At 70.7% G+C, this 15,333-nt stretch carries 16 protein-coding genes and 1 pseudogene; 8 read left to right on the forward strand and 9 right to left on the reverse strand.

Going from position 1 to position 15,333, the window contains the following annotated elements:
- Nucleotides 1–32: 32 nt before the first annotated feature.
- The 4 genes from AB0J93_RS15815 to AB0J93_RS15830 form a co-directional block, all read right to left on the reverse strand.
- Nucleotides 33–230, reverse strand: coding sequence for a hypothetical protein (locus AB0J93_RS15815; protein WP_363922338.1), 198 nt, complete (start codon nucleotides 228–230; stop codon nucleotides 33–35).
- On the reverse strand, nucleotides 196–1,269 hold the full coding sequence (locus tag AB0J93_RS15820; protein WP_363922340.1) for a helix-turn-helix domain-containing protein: 1,074 nt from the start codon (nucleotides 1,267–1,269) through the stop codon (nucleotides 196–198). The genes AB0J93_RS15815 and AB0J93_RS15820 overlap by 35 nt, the downstream gene beginning before the upstream one ends.
- Entirely contained in the window at nucleotides 1,259–1,426 is a 168-nt protein-coding gene (locus AB0J93_RS15825; RefSeq protein WP_363922342.1) for a hypothetical protein, read from the reverse strand. The genes AB0J93_RS15820 and AB0J93_RS15825 overlap by 11 nt, the downstream gene beginning before the upstream one ends.
- Nucleotides 1,427–1,641: 215 nt before the next feature.
- Nucleotides 1,642–2,832 carry a helix-turn-helix transcriptional regulator gene (locus tag AB0J93_RS15830; RefSeq protein ID WP_363922344.1) on the reverse strand — a complete coding sequence of 397 codons (1,191 nt, stop codon included), beginning with the start codon at nucleotides 2,830–2,832 and terminating at the stop codon, nucleotides 1,642–1,644.
- A gap of 413 nt (nucleotides 2,833–3,245) precedes the next feature.
- Here AB0J93_RS15830 and AB0J93_RS15835 point away from each other — a divergent pair, with 413 nt between their 5' ends.
- From AB0J93_RS15835 to AB0J93_RS15850, 4 genes are all read left to right on the forward strand, one after another.
- Nucleotides 3,246–3,926 (forward strand): hypothetical protein, encoded by a 681-nt coding sequence (locus AB0J93_RS15835; RefSeq protein WP_363922346.1) that lies wholly within the window; start codon nucleotides 3,246–3,248, stop codon nucleotides 3,924–3,926.
- A gap of 167 nt (nucleotides 3,927–4,093) precedes the next feature.
- Nucleotides 4,094–5,050, forward strand: coding sequence for a diacylglycerol kinase family protein (locus AB0J93_RS15840; protein ID WP_363922348.1), 957 nt, complete (start codon nucleotides 4,094–4,096; stop codon nucleotides 5,048–5,050).
- A gap of 144 nt (nucleotides 5,051–5,194) precedes the next feature.
- Nucleotides 5,195–5,938: a 3-oxoacyl-ACP reductase family protein gene (locus AB0J93_RS15845; RefSeq protein ID WP_363922350.1), complete on the forward strand. Its 744-nt coding sequence runs from the start codon at nucleotides 5,195–5,197 to the stop codon at nucleotides 5,936–5,938.
- Nucleotides 5,939–6,000: 62 nt separating this feature from the next.
- Nucleotides 6,001–6,867, forward strand: coding sequence for an FAD-dependent oxidoreductase (locus AB0J93_RS15850; protein WP_363922352.1), 867 nt, complete (start codon nucleotides 6,001–6,003; stop codon nucleotides 6,865–6,867).
- A gap of 32 nt (nucleotides 6,868–6,899) precedes the next feature.
- On the opposite strand, the gene AB0J93_RS15855 is transcribed toward AB0J93_RS15850, so the two are convergent.
- Nucleotides 6,900–7,460 carry a helix-turn-helix domain-containing protein gene (locus tag AB0J93_RS15855; protein ID WP_363922354.1) on the reverse strand — a complete coding sequence of 187 codons (561 nt, stop codon included), beginning with the start codon at nucleotides 7,458–7,460 and terminating at the stop codon, nucleotides 6,900–6,902.
- Nucleotides 7,461–7,519: 59 nt separating this feature from the next.
- Here AB0J93_RS15855 and AB0J93_RS15860 point away from each other — a divergent pair, with 59 nt between their 5' ends.
- A complete protein-coding gene (locus tag AB0J93_RS15860) occupies nucleotides 7,520–8,455 on the forward strand; it encodes an alpha/beta fold hydrolase (protein WP_363922356.1) in 936 nt (311 codons plus the stop codon).
- Here the strand turns inward: AB0J93_RS15860 and AB0J93_RS15865 are convergent.
- Nucleotides 8,441–9,154, reverse strand: a complete 714-nt coding sequence (locus tag AB0J93_RS15865; protein WP_363922358.1) for an alpha/beta hydrolase — start codon at nucleotides 9,152–9,154, stop codon at nucleotides 8,441–8,443. The genes AB0J93_RS15860 and AB0J93_RS15865 overlap by 15 nt on opposite strands.
- Before the next feature lie 445 nt (nucleotides 9,155–9,599).
- On the opposite strand from AB0J93_RS15865, the pseudogene AB0J93_RS15870 reads away from it, so the two are divergent.
- Nucleotides 9,600–9,767: pseudogene (locus AB0J93_RS15870) on the forward strand (cell division protein DivIVA); the annotation flags it as partial.
- A 105-nt stretch (nucleotides 9,768–9,872) separates the two neighbouring features.
- On the forward strand, nucleotides 9,873–10,382 hold the full coding sequence (locus tag AB0J93_RS15875) for a hypothetical protein (RefSeq protein WP_363922360.1): 510 nt from the start codon (nucleotides 9,873–9,875) through the stop codon (nucleotides 10,380–10,382).
- On the opposite strand, the gene AB0J93_RS15880 is transcribed toward AB0J93_RS15875, so the two are convergent.
- The 3 genes from AB0J93_RS15880 to AB0J93_RS15890 all read right to left on the reverse strand — a co-directional run bounded on the left by AB0J93_RS15880 (nucleotide 10,321) and on the right by AB0J93_RS15890 (nucleotide 12,523).
- Complete coding sequence (locus AB0J93_RS15880) at nucleotides 10,321–11,604, reverse strand: MFS transporter (protein WP_363922363.1); 1,284 nt, start codon at nucleotides 11,602–11,604, stop codon at nucleotides 10,321–10,323. The genes AB0J93_RS15875 and AB0J93_RS15880 overlap by 62 nt on opposite strands.
- An 83-nt stretch (nucleotides 11,605–11,687) precedes the next feature.
- The gene (locus AB0J93_RS15885) at nucleotides 11,688–12,167 is read right to left on the reverse strand and encodes a hypothetical protein (RefSeq protein WP_363922365.1); all 480 of its coding nucleotides are present in this window, start codon (nucleotides 12,165–12,167) and stop codon (nucleotides 11,688–11,690) included.
- Nucleotides 12,168–12,208: 41 nt separating this feature from the next.
- Complete coding sequence (locus tag AB0J93_RS15890) at nucleotides 12,209–12,523, reverse strand: hypothetical protein (RefSeq protein ID WP_363922367.1); 315 nt, start codon at nucleotides 12,521–12,523, stop codon at nucleotides 12,209–12,211.
- 328 nt (nucleotides 12,524–12,851) lie between these two features.
- Between AB0J93_RS15890 and AB0J93_RS15895 the strand changes: the two genes are divergently transcribed.
- Nucleotides 12,852–15,299, forward strand: a complete 2,448-nt coding sequence (locus tag AB0J93_RS15895; RefSeq protein WP_363922369.1) for a M14 family metallopeptidase — start codon at nucleotides 12,852–12,854, stop codon at nucleotides 15,297–15,299.
- Nucleotides 15,300–15,333: the final 34 nt, after the last annotated feature.

Here is a 15,333-nt window from a genome sequence, read left to right on the forward strand (position 1 = left end):
GATGTCGGTTCCAGTGTCGTCGGGGCGGCAGGTCAGCGGGTGAGGCCGGCGAGGGTGGTCAGCCGCGCCACGCCGGCCGGTGCGGGTCGACCGCGGGCGATCTCGGCCAGCAGCGTACGTGCCGACGACCGCGACCGGACCTCGGCCGGTGCCACCGCGTCGGCGGCGACCAGCATCCGGCCGGCACCGAGCAGGTCACCGGCGAGCAGGTACGCCCGTGCGGCGTCCACCAGGTAGGCGCCCCGGTACTCGGCCGGCAGCCGTCGCCACCCGTCGCGCCGGATCACCATCTCGTGCCGGCACACCGCCTCGGCCGCGTCGCCCCGTTCGACCGTCACGAGCACCCGCGCCAACTCCACGACGACCGGCCCGAAACACGTGCGCTGCCAGTCCTCCCCGGGGATTCTGCTCGCCGTTCTGGCCGACGCCGGCACGATCGCGAGCGCCGGCTGCGAGGCCGGCGGCCCGGTCGAGCAACTGCCCGGCCTGGCGGACCTCGCCGCAGGTGGCGGCGGCGAAGGCGGCCTGGAGCAGCAGCGTCCCACCCACCGCAGATGCACCCGGTGTCGGCTCCGGCGCGTCTCCCGCCGTCCCGGCCAGCGCCGGCACCAGCCGTACGGCGGCGTCGAAGGTCGCAGTCAACGCGAGCCGTTCCCGACCCGCGGCGCGCAACGCCTGCCCGACCGCGACGGCCGCCGTGCCGGCCAGGAGCGCGTCACCACCCGCCACCGTCGCCGCCCGGTCGGCGGCCAGCCAGGCGAGATCCGGTTCGCCCAGCTTCACCAGCACCGACGAGGCGATCCGGTACACCTGCACCAGCAGTTCGGCGTCGTCGCGAGGGATGCCCCGGGCGGCGTCCAGCAGCCCCGGCAGTAGCCGGACCACCTGCGGATACCGCGCATGCTGATAGCTCAGCCAGGCGTGCCCGACCTGCCGGCGCACCTCGACCGCCGGCACCTGGCACCCCACCTGGGGAAACCCTCCGTAGCGGGCCAGCGCGGTCCGCACCCCGTCGAGCCCGTCCACCGGCACTGCGCCGACCAACATCGCCGGCCGTTCGCCGAGCAACACCGCCGGCTCGACCCGCAGCACGTCGGCGATCTGCCGGATCAGCGAGAACTTGTCCAGGGCGCGGGCACCCCGTTCCACCTTGTCCACCCAGCTCTTCGACTTGCCCAACCGGTCGGCGAGCGCCTGCTGGGTCATCCGCCGCCGGGCCCGCCACTGCGCCACCCGCCGCCCGATCGGCACCTCGCCCCTACCGGTCACGCCGCCACCGCCGATCCGGCACCGCCCGCGTGATGTCTTCCACGGGAATTCGCTCCGCCTCGGCCTGCTCCAGCAGCCGCCGCCGCGCGGCGTCCCGCTCAGCGGTCCCGATCTGCTCGCCCCGGCTCCCCGCCGTGCCGTCGTCCTGCGCGTTCATTCCACCTCCACCGATCTCTGCCGCGAGACCTCGGTCAAGAGGGGCTGACCACTGAACCCTTCGCCCGGACGGCCTGGCGCGCAGCGCCTCCGACCGTGCGGTCCGTCGGACCGCGTGAGGAGGGTGAGAAGGGTTTGTCTCTCTGGCCGAAGAGGACGGCTGCCCTCTCCGAACCGGACAGTAGGGCGAGTTGGTGACTGCGTAATTACTCGCAGTTATGTGGCGAGCCTGATGCCCATTCGACCCGCGAGCAGCCGAAGATCATCTGGGACGGCCCGACGCCTGGCCCGCTGGGCGAGGGACACCACCGCGTCGCGAGCGAGGGGATTCAGCGCGAACGGGACGGGTGCGGCTCGCTCGGCCTGCACGAATGCACCCAGCGCTTCCGCGTCTCGACGGCCGGTATCCGCCAGAGCGCGGCCGAGGTCGAGCCAGTAGGACAACTGCCGGATCGTCGCCGCGAGCACCTGCGGTCGGACCGTGCGGGACAGCTCGATCACCCGGCCCATCTCGCCCTGCTCCGCCGCAATGGACATCTGCCACAGCCCGACGTTGGTCGGCCCGAAGCCGCAGCCATTGAAGCCACCCCCGTCGACAGGATCGCCGAGACTGGCCGCCTCCCGGTTCGCCTCGGCAAGATGGTCGCGAGCAACGTCCAGGCGACCGTCCACGGTCGAGGTCAACGCAGCCGAGAGGTGCAGTTGGCCGAGCATCTGACGCACCCGCACATCGCCGGCGTCGGCCTGCAACTCGGCAAGTGAGCGGTCGGCGGCCTTGGCCGCGAGTGCCGCCGACTCGATCGGCAGGCTCTGCACGTAGGCGAAACGCGCCGCCGCTATCCAGGCAGGATCCTCGACGCTCCCGGCCGCCGACACCGCAACCCGGGCTGCATTGAGCGCCAGGTGCCGGTATCCGAGATGCCGAAGACATGTCGACGCCTGGTAGGCAGCCTGTGCCAGTGTCGGACCGCCCACGGCGGCGGCCTCCACCAGCAGGTTGGGAAGCATCCGGGCCATGGCCGGGTAGTTGCAGGTCATGCGGAGCCGGTCGCTTCGTTCGATGTCGCCGGCCAGCTGTTCGCGGGCACGAGTCGAGGGCCGCCGCTCGCCGTCCTCGATCTCGATCAGCGCCGACCAGATCGCCGGCACGCACTCCGCCGCCCTCTCCCGGGCGGGGTCGCCGGTCTCGGTGCCCTGGCCGAGCAGGTCGGCCACGGTGACCTGGAGAGCGGCAGCGAAAGCAACGAGGGTGGAGCGCCGGTCGATGGTCTTCCGCCCCGACTCGATCTGTGAGACGTACGACTGGCTGACTCCGGCGAGCCCGGCGAGGACGGCCTGGGACATACCGCCCCGACGCATCCGCCAGTAGCGGATCCTCGCACCCACGGTGTCGGCACTTTTCACCATGCTTACCGCCTACCTCCCGAGTAGCCTGCTCGGTCAACGCCACAAGCCACAAGTTGGACGGTACCCGCTTCGGTACCGTCGAGACCCATTCCCGAACTGGCCGTTTCGCACAAACGGTTCAGCTCGGCAGGGCCCACACACCCTGCACAGGCCACCTCCCCGGCCGTGCACGGATCTCCTCGATCCGGGTGGCAACCCGGCTCTAGGTAACCCAGCCTGAGCGGAGGAAGGGAGCCACTGCGTCCGCAGCCGCCGACCGAGCCGAACCAACTAAACGAAGCCGCCAGATACCACCACCGGCCGATTCTGATTCACGGTGGCCGCTCACCTGAGTGCCTGCCACTGTTCTAATCTGAGTCGCCCTCGACGTATGACACGCTCTCGCGTTTCCGGATGCGAGGTTCTGCCCCAGAGTGAGCGTCGGGGTGCTGGCGAACGTGGTGGGCGTCGGGAGTAGACGGGGCGCGGACATGAATGGCGGCACGTTGCTAGATCAGCTGGATCAGTGGGCGCGGCGAGGGTGGGGCCGGTTTCTGCTGCTGGTGGTAGCGCTGGTGGTCGTGGGGACGGTCGTCGTCGTGTTCCTGACCGTCGCGCTTGCCGCGTCCGGTGTATTGGCCGAAGACTCGCGATTCTGGCGCGGTGACGGGCCGGACTGGGCATGGCCCGTCGGCGTCGTCTTCTACCTCGCCGGCCTGGCCTGCTTGGGGGGCGGCTTCTGGTGGCTCGTGCGCAACGGTTACTACAAACGCCACGCCCGCACCCGGCTATGGGCAACGAGTTGGTCTCGTGGCCGGCACCTGGTCCGGCAGGTACGCGGCACCGCCGCACGCCGGGACGAGGATCGGCAGTTGCTGCCCTTGGTTGCGAAACATCTGATCGACCAGCCGAAGTTCATGCCGCCGCTCTGCGGCGTGGCGCTGCTTCAGGTCGGGCAGATGTTCATCCGGTGGGCACCGGGCTTCGTCCTCATCGCCGCGCTCTTCGTCGGGGCGCTCACTGTCGGGGCCCTTCGGTCCCTTCAAAGCGCGCGCCGGGCGAGAGCGTTCCTCACCGAACACGCAAACGGCGAGACCTCACGCGCCGACCGCTGACGGCGGCACCTCGGCCATTCGGCGGCGCGCGGTTCACACCAGCACACCACTGCCTGTCCTCAGTCTCGTCGGGTCGGTCGGCCGGTGAATGTGACTCTACGCCCGACCCTCTCCGGACCACATCCACTAGGCGTGAAATCGCGGGCCGACGGGTACCACTGGCCGGCATGAGTGCGAGTGTGCTTGTGGATCCGGACCGGCCGGCCCCCGTCGTGGCGGTGGGCACCGTCGCGGTCGTGGCCCACCGGAAGAAGACCCTCGGTGGGGGCCTGGACGAGCTGCGGGCCGCCCTCGTCGGCGCGGGCGTCGAGCACCTGCTCTGGTACGAGGTGCCCAAGAGTCGCAAGGCGCCGAAGAAGGTCCGCAAGGCGCTCGACAAGGGTGCCGAGCTGGTCTTCGTCTGGGGCGGCGACGGGATGGTCCAGCGCTGCTCCGACACCCTCGCCGGATCCCGGGTCCCGATGGCGATCCTGCCGGCGGGCACCGCCAACCTTTTCGCCACCAACCTGGGCATTCCCGAGGACCTGCGGGAGGCGGTGCGGATCGGTCTGCACGGGCAGCGTCGCCGCCTCGACCTGGGCAAGCTCAACGGCGAGCACTTCGCGGTGATGGCCGGTGCCGGCTTCGATGGTGACCTCATCCGCGAGGCGGACCGGGAGATGAAGGGACGCCTCGGCCGGCTCGCCTACGTGTGGACCGGGCTGCGCCACGTGCGCGGCGAGCTGACCCGGACCCGGATCACCGTCGACGGTGCCCTCTGGTTCGACGGTGAGGCAAGTTGCGTGCTGTTCGGCAACGTCGGCACCATCACCGGCGGGATTCCGGCCTTCGACGACGCCCGCCCCGACAGCGGCGCGCTGGAGATCGGGGTCTCCACCGCCAGCGGCGCCGTCGACTGGGCGCGCACCCTCGGCAAGATGGCCACCGGCCGTTCCGAGGACTCGAAGTTCGTGCGGATCACCCGGGGGCGCAAGGTCAAGGTCCGCTTCGCCGAGCCGAAGACGTACGAGTTGGACGGCGGTGCCCGCAGCTCGGCACGGAAGCTGAAGGTACGGGCCGTGCCCGCCGCCCTGACCGTCTGCTGCCCCGACCGGTACGCCGAGGAAGCGTCCGCATCGCGGTGAGAGGCGTGACGCTGGAGGCGGCGGCTACCGCCACCACTACGGATGACCGGTCGCCAGCGGACCGGTGGGCCGCTGGCATCGGCTGCGAACGCGGCGTCCGATCTCCGCCGGACAGTTGACCCTCGGTCGACCAGGCTTTGCGTCATGAACGACGCACTTGACGGCAAGGTGGCTCTGGTCACCGGCGGTAGTCGTGGAATCGGCGCGGCGGTGGCGTTGCGCCTGGCCGAGGAGGGCGCCGACGTGGCGCTGACGTTTCAGCGGAATCAGCAACGCGCCGACGACATGGTCGATCAGATCAAGACCGCGGGACGGCGGGCTGTCGCCGTGCGGGCGGACAGCGCCGACCCGGCGGCCGTGGTCGGCGCGGTGGACCGGGTAGCCGACGAATGGGGTCGGTTGGACATCCTGGTCAACAACGCCGGCGCGTTCCTGCTCGGCCCGCTGGAGCACCTGAGCATGGACGAGTTCGAACAGACCGTCGCGGTCAACGTCCGGGCGCCGTTCGTCGCCTCCCAGGCTGCGGTGCGCCACATGTCGGCCGGTGGGCGGATCATCAACATCGGTAGCAACGTGGCCGAGCGGGCAGTCTTTCCGGGCTTCTCGTTGTACGCGATGAGCAAGACCGCCCTGATCGGACTGACCAAGGCACTTGGACGCGAACTCGGTGGCCGGGCGATCACCGTCAATCTGGTGAACCCAGGGGCCACGGACACCGAATTGAACCCGGCCGACGGCCCCAACGCCGAGACGATCAACGGCTTCACCGCCCTCGGCCACTACGCGGACCCCGCTGACGTGGCTGCCACGGTGGCGTTCCTCGCCAGCACGGACGGGCGCTACATCACCGGGGCGACGATCAACGTCGACGGCGGCTTCACCATCTGATCCCCGGCTCACCACCGTCGTCCGCTTGACCTCAAGCTAGGTTGAGGTCCGAGGATCGCGCCATGAGTGGAATCGAGAATTCGGCAGCCAGGGTCGCGGTCATCGGCACCGGAGCGATCGGTAGCGCGGTGGCATATCGCCTACTGCGAAGCGGGCACGATGTCACGGTGTGGAACCGTACCGAAAGTCGGGCAACCGACCTGGTGGCCGCCGGGGCACTACCAGCGCGGTCCATTCGGGAGGCAGTGGCAGCAAGTTCCCTCGTGTTCCTGACCCTCAAGGACTTCGCAGCGGTTGAGCAGTGCCTTGCCCAGATCGACATGGACCTGTCCGGGCGTACGGTTGTCGGGATGTACACGGGGACCGCCAGTGAGGCGCGGGTAGCGGCCCGGCGGGTCACCAGCGCAGGCGCACATTACCTCGACGCGGGGATCCAAGCCTCGCCCGAGATGATCGGCACGGATACCGCGACCATCCTGTACAGCGGATCTTCGTACGCCTTCGAGCAGCACCGGACGATCCTCGGTCTGCTGAGCACGCCACGCCTTGTCGGTGAAGCGCCGGAAGCTGCTGCGGTGTGGGACCTCGCCCTGTTCGGCGTCTGGTACGACGCCCAACTCGGCCTGCTACGAGCCCTGGAAACGGCACGCGCGGCTGGTGTCGACGTGGTCGAGTTCTCCCGTACGGCGAGTACTCAACTCGGCCACGTCGTGGCGGCGGTTCCCGCCACCGTCTCGGAGATGCAGCGGGCCACCTACCCGCCAGGTCCGGCAGACCTCACTGAACATTTGACGGTCGTCCGTCATCTCATCGCGCTGCGGGCCGACCGACGTCTCGGCGATGGCGGATTGGCAGAGGTGGCGGCGCGGGTCGAAGCGCTCATCGCGGACGGCCACGGCGGCGAGGGGTTGACCGCAACGGTCGGGTAGCCATCGACCGGAGCGCTGGTCGGCGAAGCCCGCTACGTGGCTGGGTCGGGGTGCAGCACCATGGCGAACGTCGTCCGGCGCCGTCGCTGACCCTCGGACCGGGTCCGCAGGGGTCGTACGAGATCGGTGATCGCGGCGGCGAGCTGGCGCGATTCGGCAGGAGTGGTCCAGAGCGGAATCTGCTGGTACACCACGCCGTCGCGGGTGGGGGCGGCGTCGGTCGCCCGCAGGTACTGCTCGAACCCGGCGACCAGCGCGCCGACGAACGCGGCGAAGTAGCGCTGGTGGTCGCTTGGTGTGGCGGCGTCGAAGTCGTGGGGGCCGAGGGTGACCGCGGACTCCACCACCGTGTACGTACGCTGCGTGCCGCCACGTACCCGCTCCTCGTGGGTCACCCGTAGCACCCCCGCGTCGACCAGGCGTCCGACGTGTCGGTAGAGCGATGCCTGAGGGATGTCGCTGAGTTCGGCGCTGAGCTGGCGCGCGGTCAGCTCGCGGTGCATCAGCGCGTGCACGATGCGCAACCGGCCCGGATGCAGCACGGTCTCCACGATTCCGGCGCTGGATCTCGCCGGCTCGGCATTGATTCCCACAATCGAGAATGTTAACTTGAGCCCTCTGATTCTCAGAAGTGAGAATGAAGGTGGATCCGGTGCGGGAGCACACTGTCGAGATCAGAGCTGTGGGAGCGGTGCTGGCCGGCACGCTCACCCGGCCCAACGTGGACGGCCGGCACCCCTGCGCGCTGCTCATCAACGGCTCCGGGCCACTCGACCGCGACTCCGCCATGCCCGGGATGGCGCTGGGGCTGGGCCGGGCACTCGCGGTGGCACTGGCCCACGACGGCTGCGTCGTGCTGCGCTACGACAAGCGGGGCGTGGGTACCTCACAGGGTGACTATCTGAGCACCGGCTTCCACGACGAGTGCCGCGACGCCGCAGCCGCCCTCGCCGCGCTGCGCGCCCACCCCGCGGTGGACCGGGAGCGGGTCTTCGTGGTCGGGCACTCGACCGGAGCGGTGGTGGCGGCCACCCTCGTACGGACCGTTCCACCGCCCGCCGGATATGTGCTGCTCGCGGGTGCCGCACAGCCCGGCGACCAGGTAATGGCATGGCAGAGCGACCGGATCGCGGCCACGCTGCCACGGCTACTGCGGCCGTTCGGCCCGGTACTGGTGCGCCGTCAGGCCCGCGAGCGCGACCGGATCCGCCGGTCCACCGCCGACCGACACGACCGGATGCCCCGCTCGCGCCTCACCGACCAATGGCTACGCGAGTACCTCGCCCACGACCCGGGCCCGGACCTGGCCGCCATCGACAGGCCGGTGCTGGCGATCACCGGCGACAAGGACGTCCAGGTCGACCCGGCCGACGTCGCACGCATCGGCCGCCTCGTGACCGGCCCGTTCGACGGTGAAGTGCCGACCGACCTCACCCACCTGCTACGCCGCGACCCCGGACCGCCAGGACTGTGGCGGTACCGAGAGCAGGTCAGCAGGCCGATGGACGACTGGGTGACCGAACGCATTCTGGCGTGGGCCCGGACCCGTCTCGGATATCCGCCCACGCCTGGCTTATCCGGCTGGTGACTCCCAACCTGCGGTAACGGTGACGATGTGAGCGGCCACCGCGTCAGGGTCGACGAGTTGGTGGAGGTGTCCGCCGGGAACCTCCGCGACGCTCCAGCCCCGGGTCCGTGACTCCTGCGCCTCACGGCCGTACGGCGGCCCGAACAGCAGGTACGCGCAGGGCCGGTGATCCCAGCCCGGAGGCACCGGGAGTTGCTGCTCGTAGTAGCTCACCGGAAGCCGGGGCTGCTCGGCCGAGACAAGTGCCCTGGTCCCGGCATCGGGAAACAGCGGCGCGACGATGCCTTCTTCCCACCACGTCGTCCATTGCGGCAACCGGCCCTCCGCTGCGATCGACCGCAGGTGGGCCAGCCGCTCGGGTGACGCGGCAGGCGTCGGCCCGCAACGCGAGGGCAGGCCGGCATCGACGAACAAGCATCCCACGACCGGACGGCCGGCCGCCCGTACGACAGTTGGCACCAGAAGGCCAGCGTTGCTGTGGGCAACCAGCACGATCGGCTGGTCCTGCGGTAGGTGGGAGACGATGTCTCTGACGGTAGTGCCGATCCTCGGCCAGAACGGCGGGTCGTCGACATCGGCCACGTGGACCAACGAGGGCACCACCGTGGCCGCGCCCAGTGCCGTCAGCCTGGCCGCCACCGGAGCCCAGGTCAGGGGCCCCAGCAACAGGCTGTGTAGGAGGACAACCGCGGGCTTCACACGTCCATCATCCACGGACCGCGCCGAGCGACCGTCACCCCGCCTCGATCGACAATCGCCCCCTCATGGGTTATGACCTCGGCTGGTCCAGCTCCCTCCTGCGTCAGAGCGGCCGTCGGGGACGAGCCGGGTTGACGTGTTGGTCATGCTGGAACCGCATGCTGACGGACCATCCAGAGGAGAACCGATGCGCAAGCCGGTCACGACTGCCGCCGTCCACGTCGGGCTCGGCGTCGGCGTGGCAATCGGTCCGTCCCTTGGTGCGGTCGCGCTCTGGTCCGGCGTCGCGATTGCCGGGCTCGGTGTCGCGCTTCTCCTGGTGGGCAGGAGGGCATCCGATCTTGTCGGGGACGGCCCGGTGGACCGCGACGAGGACGCCGGAGCGCCAGGCAACGCGACGAGTACAGGTACAACTGTCGCTGCCCCACGACGGCGGAACCGTCCGCGGCCAGGTCTCGGCGGCCTGGGCACCCGGGTGGAACAGATCCTCAAACTCGCCGAGGAGCAGGCCAACGACCACCGCGCCGAGGCGCGGCGCGAGAGCGAGGCGATTGTGACCGCAGCCCGACGGGAGGCCGAGGCGATCCTCAACCAGGCCCACGAACAAGCGGCCAGAGTCAGCGGTGACCGCCGGGACCCGCCCGAGCCTCGTACAATCTGATCCTCGGATTCGAAACGACGGGGGTCGATGATGCGGGCAGGGAAGACCAGCTGGTCGGTGGCTGCTGCTTCGCTGGCCGTGCTGTTGCTCGGCTGCGCGGCCCCGGGCACCGGGGGCGACGACGCGCAGGCGATACCGACGAGCACGTCGGCGTCGCCCACCGCGCTGGCGAAGCCGGCCGCTCCGCGGGCGGACGCACCCCCCAACCATGCCGACAACAACGGCTGGAAACGACGGCGCGAACTCTCCGCCGCGGACCAGCGCACCGGGCAGAAGCTCGCCGCGCGGATCCGGCCCAAGCTTGAGGCACTACGCGCGGCCGGGGACTTCGCGCCGGCGTCCACTCAGCGAGTCCTGCTCGACCTGGGCATCACGGCAGACGCGATCGAGGTCACCGCCATGCGAACGCCGATCGGGCAGGAGACCACACCCCCGCCGGGTGCGGTGTACGCGGTGCGCTTCGCGGACGTGGGCTGTGTGATCGGGGACGTGCGGCCCGAACGAGTCATGGTCGAGGTCCGCGGCTCGGCTGCCGAATTCGGGTGCCTGGAGCCCTTCTCGCACTGACGCCGTCCCGCGTTTCGGCTCGCGACGTCAGCCCGGGACGACCGGCTGACACGGGGGAGGGGTGCGACGGTGTCCGGTCGCGCCGACGTCGCCAGGTCAGCGCGCAGGCGGTGAGACAGACGGCGGCAGCGAGAACGAGCGGTGGCCGGGCGCCGAGCTGTACGGCGGCGGAGCCGAGCGGAGTCGTCGCCGCGATCGGCCCGAACATGACCGTGTTGGCGGTGGCGGCGATCCGGCCGAGCAGTGCGTCGGGGCTGTGTGTCTGGACGGCGGTGACGGCCGCGACGAGCGCCCACGGCAACCCCAGACCGGTCACCACCGACGCGGCGACCACCGCTGGCCACCACGGCAGGCATCTGCCCAGGCAGCTGATGGCGAAGAGCCCGGCCCCGGCCAGGGCCACCGCCGTCGGGCCGAGCCGGGCGATCATCCGGCCGACCACCAGTCCACCGGCGACCGAGCCGGCACCCTGGGCGCTGAGTAGTACACCCAGGAACGTCGCCGGCAGGCCGAGCGTGTCGGTGACGACGGCGTAGCCGGCGGCGGTGGTGAAACCGGACATGCCGATGGCGACCGCGGCGAGCATCACCGGCCGCCGGATCGCCACCGCGCCGAACAGGACGGTCAGCCCGACTCGGACCCCCCGGTCCGGGGGCGCGACCGGCGGCGGTGTGCGGGTCAGGCGCAGCGCCGCGTAGCCGGCTGCGGCGAGGGCCGGTAGGACGGCGGCGAGCAGCGCGACCAACTGGCCGCCCTGCCAGGTGTACAGCCCGGCGCCGGCCAGCGGGGCCACCAGCTTGACGCCTTCCTGGGCACTGGAGCGCCACCCGTTCACCCGCCCGAGATGGACACCCGACAGCGCGGCCGGCAGCAGGGCGCTCTCGCCCGCGTCGACCAGGACGTACGCGATGCCGTAGACCGTGGCCACGCAGAACAGCAGCCACACCTGGCCGGGGCCACGGACCGCCAGCAGGCTGGGCAGGACGGCGGCGACGGTCAGGTTGGCCGCGATGACAAGCGGGCGGCGGGGCAACCGGTCGACGACGGCGCCGAGCCACGGGCCGGCGAGGGTGGGGGCGTATCCGCAGAGGCCGGCGAGCGCGGCCAGGCCGGGAGAGTTGGTGAGGTCGAGGATCCAGATCCCGGCGACCAGGGCCATGGCGCTGCCGCCGAGACCGGACAGCAGGGACACCGCCACGAACAGGATCGCGTTCCGACGCACGAGCCACCTCGGGTGTTGAGCAGTAAAGGTGGCTCACAGCCTCGGGTGTTGAGTCGCATCGAGGCAATATGCGGACGTCTATGTCAACGTCTGGTTGACAGTGCGATGGTGAGGTTGCGGGCGACGTCGCGTACCGGGACCGGCAGGCCGGGATCGGCTACCGGCAGGTCGGCGCGGATCCGCGCGGCCAGGTCGAACAGGGCGCCCGGCTCGGCCTCCAAGGCGAGGGCGATGGTACGGCGGGTCAGCGCGGCCCGGGGGAAGCGAGCGTCCCAGCGGCGGTCGGCGTCGGTCCAGCGCCGCAGCTCGGCGAGCAGGGCGCGTAACGCCCCGACCTCGGCTGGCCAGCGTCTGTCGGAGTTGGTCCGGCGAGCCGCACGGGCGGCGGCCAGCCGCTGGCGGCGCTGTTCGGCGGCCTGCCGACTGCCCAGTCCGAGGGCTTCGGCGACCTGGTTCCAGGTCGCGCCATCCTGCCGGGCCCGGTCGATGAGATCGAGTTCGGTGTCGTCAAGCCGCTCCCGGGTGACCGGGATGCCGGCGAGTTGATCGAGCGGGTCAGGCACTCGTCAACGTTACATTGACAGCCCTCGACGGGCCGGCACGGTCAGGCGGCGGACTGGTGGTGGGAGCGGTCCGTCGACCAGGTCGTCGGGGCCGTCCAGCTGTCTTCCTGGGCGGAGGCAGGGGCCGTGGTCTCGTCGTCCGCACCGCCCTGGGCGAGGTTCAGTGCCCGCTGGGCCTGCTGCCACGGCTCGCACGGCCAGTTCTGACCGGCGCACAGCAGGTGGGTGCAGCCACCGTCCTCGCCCGGCGCGTGCGCGTCGGCGACGTCCAGGGCGAGCCGCCACAGCAGTGGGTCGGTGACTCCGGCCGGACGGTCGGTGGTGTGGTGGTGCCGGTCGGTGGCGTTCTCGGACACGCGTGATCCCCCTCGTAGTCGAGCCTCACGCTCTTGATCTCCAGTCTGCACGCAGGTCAAACACGACTTCCGGCACGGTCGGGCGAGGTGGGCGCGGTCACCGGGGGCGGGGCCGCGGACGATTGACAGATCCCTATCTGCGGGCGAAGGATGTCGGCATCTCGATCACTCCAACGACCCGGATGCGCGACGCTGCGTAATCGGCGATGCGGGCAGCGTCGACCGCCGAGCGCGTCGCCGTGGCCGTCCCGCAGGCTGGGCGGCCCGGCGGATCCGCGCTGAACCCGCTGCCTCCGTGCCGCGCGCCGAGAAGAGGGGCGACCGCCTCATGTCCAAGGTCCGTACGGGCTTGCGCTGGCGACCCCAGCTGCCCGCCGCCACCGTCCTGGCCGCCTCCGCGGCCGTGTTGTTGCTGGTCAATCCCGCTGCGGCGATCGTGCCGCAGGGCGCCGCGCCGGTGACCGCGCCCGCCGACCTCGGCCGGCTCGCCGACGAGCGGGCCAGCGTGGTCGAGGTGATCCTGGCCGACAGCGCCGAACTGGACGCCCTGGTGGCCACCGGCGTCGACCTCGACCATCACATCACCCACACCGGTGACGGCATCGTCGTGCACGCCGTGGTGACCGGCAACGAGGTCGCCACGCTGACCCGGGCCGGCTTCACCTTCGGCCAGGTGCTGCATACCCCGGACGACGCGGCGCAGCGGGTGGCCGAGCGGGAGGCCACCATCGCCGCCCACCTGGCCGAGAACCGGGAGTACGCGGCCGCAGCCGACTTCTCGGCCCGGTCCACGGTCTCCGACGTCAAAATCATCCGGGCGGACTACTACACCTCCGGCGACACGCAGGTGCTCTCGGTCGAGGCGAAGTGGGCGCAGGGTCAGACCGACGCCAGCCCGTTGACCGTCGAGCGGGACAGCGGGCCGGGCACCGAGATCGGCTCCGGCGGCACCCAGACGATCTCCCGGTTCGTCGACGCCGGTGTCTACCTCTACCACCGGGGCGCAGCGCAGGTGACCAGCCGTCCGGCGTACGTGCGGATCACCAGCCCGAGCGGTGACGTGGCGGTGGCCAAGGTCAACGAGTGGCTGCCCATTCCGCCGAAGGCCCCCGAGGGGCCGGGCTACATGAAGGACTTCGTGGCCAGCTACCTGACCCCCACCGAGCTGTACGACCGGATCAAGGCCCTGTCCGCGCAGTACCCGAAGATTTCCGAGATCGTCGAGCTGCCGTACCGGACCAACGGCTACCGGCGTAAGGCGCAGGCCGTGCTCGGCACCGCGAACGCCAGCCGGGTCGCGGTCGACTCGCTGGCCTGGGGCCACCAGGGCGGCAACGACATCTCCGTCGAACTCGCCGATCCCGGCGTCGCCGACGCACCCCTGACGGTGACCGTCACCGGCACCCAGGTCCACGTCGACCTCGCCACCGACGGCAGCGGCACCGTCACCAGCACCGCCGAGCAGGTCGTCGCCGCGCTCAACGCGCAGGCGGGGACGCTGCTGACCGCGTACACCTATCGGGGCAGCCCGGGCACCGGCGTGGTCGCGCCGGTCGCGCGGACCGCGCTCTCCGACGGCCTCGCCGCACCGGCCTCGGTCTCCCGCGACCCGCACCCGGTGTACGCCATCCGGATCGGCAAGCACCGCGACGGCTCCCGGCTCGGGGTGCTCGCCTACGCCCAGGAACACGCCCGGGAGTGGGTGCCGCCGCTGGTCACCATCGAGACCGCCGAGCGGTTGCTGCGCAACTACGCGCACGACCGGAAGACCCGCGAGCTGGTCGACAACCTCGACATCTGGATCGCTCCGTCGGTCAACCCGGACGGCGGGCACTACTCGTTCTACGACTTCAACTCCCAGCGCAAGAACATGACCAACCACTGCCCGCAGGACGGGTCGGCGGACTTCCTCGGCCGCAACTCGTGGGGCGTGGACAACAACCGCAACTACACCGAGTACAGCCTGTTCGACGGCTACGCGGGCGCGTCGACAAGTTGCACCAGCGGCACGTACGCCGGGCCGAGCGAGCTGTCCGAGCCGGAGAACCGCAACGTCGACTGGCTGGCCGCCCGGCCGAACATCACGTTCTCGATGAACCTGCACTCGTCCGGCAACTACTTCATGTGGTCGCCCGGCTCGTACGCCGTCCCCGGCCGGGTTTCCGCACCCCGACCGACGCTGGCCGAGGAGTCGCTGTTCTGGGGCGCGTCGTCGCGGATCCTGACCGCCATCAAGCGGCACCGCAACCTGGCGGTCACCCCGGCCCGGACCGGCCCGATCGCCGACGTGCTGTACTCGGCGGCCGGCAACTCCGGAGACATGCTCTGGTACAAGTACGGCATCTACGCCTGGAACTTCGAGGTCGGCACGTCGTTCCAACCGGCCTGGGCCGAGGCGCACGCCGAGACGATGGAGTTCTCCAACGGCCTGACCGAGATGCTGCGGGTGGCGCGGGACTTCGACACGGACCGGAAGAGGCCGAGAAGCTCGCTGTCGGTGAGCGCGAGCGCCACCCCTGGCATGGTGGACGTGACCTTCTCCACAAGCGAACCGGCGGCGGTGTTCTACACCCTCGACCGGAGCCGACCCACCTACGACTCCACGCTCTACGGCTCGGCCGGCATCCGGGAGGGCGGTGAGACGCTGACCATCCCCGCCGGCACGACAGTGCACTGGTTCTCGGTGGACGCGGCCGGCAACGTGGAGAAGAACTACAAGCCCGACGGCCGGGGCAACAACCACAACAAGCAGAAGGTCAAGGCACCGAAGCGCTGACCCGGTCCGGGGGGCCGCGACCGCCGCCGAGCGG

The sequence above is a fragment of the Micromonospora sp. NPDC049374 genome (assembly GCF_040677165.1).
Lineage (GTDB): Bacteria > Actinomycetota > Actinomycetes > Mycobacteriales > Micromonosporaceae > Micromonospora.

What these genes read in the sequence shown, in the direction of transcription:
- AB0J93_RS15825 (WP_363922342.1), bottom strand. Translation starts at nt 1,426, where the DNA reads ATGAACGCGCAGGACGACGGCACGGCGGGGAGCCGGGGCGAGCAGATC.
- AB0J93_RS15830 (WP_363922344.1), bottom strand. Translation starts at nt 2,832, where the DNA reads ATGGTGAAAAGTGCCGACACCGTGGGTGCGAGGATCCGCTACTGGCGG.
- AB0J93_RS15840 (WP_363922348.1), top strand. Translation starts at nt 4,094, where the DNA reads ATGAGTGCGAGTGTGCTTGTGGATCCGGACCGGCCGGCCCCCGTCGTG.
- AB0J93_RS15845 (WP_363922350.1), top strand. Translation starts at nt 5,195, where the DNA reads ATGAACGACGCACTTGACGGCAAGGTGGCTCTGGTCACCGGCGGTAGT.
- AB0J93_RS15850 (WP_363922352.1), top strand. Translation starts at nt 6,001, where the DNA reads ATGAGTGGAATCGAGAATTCGGCAGCCAGGGTCGCGGTCATCGGCACC.
- AB0J93_RS15895 (WP_363922369.1), top strand. Translation starts at nt 12,852, where the DNA reads ATGTCCAAGGTCCGTACGGGCTTGCGCTGGCGACCCCAGCTGCCCGCC.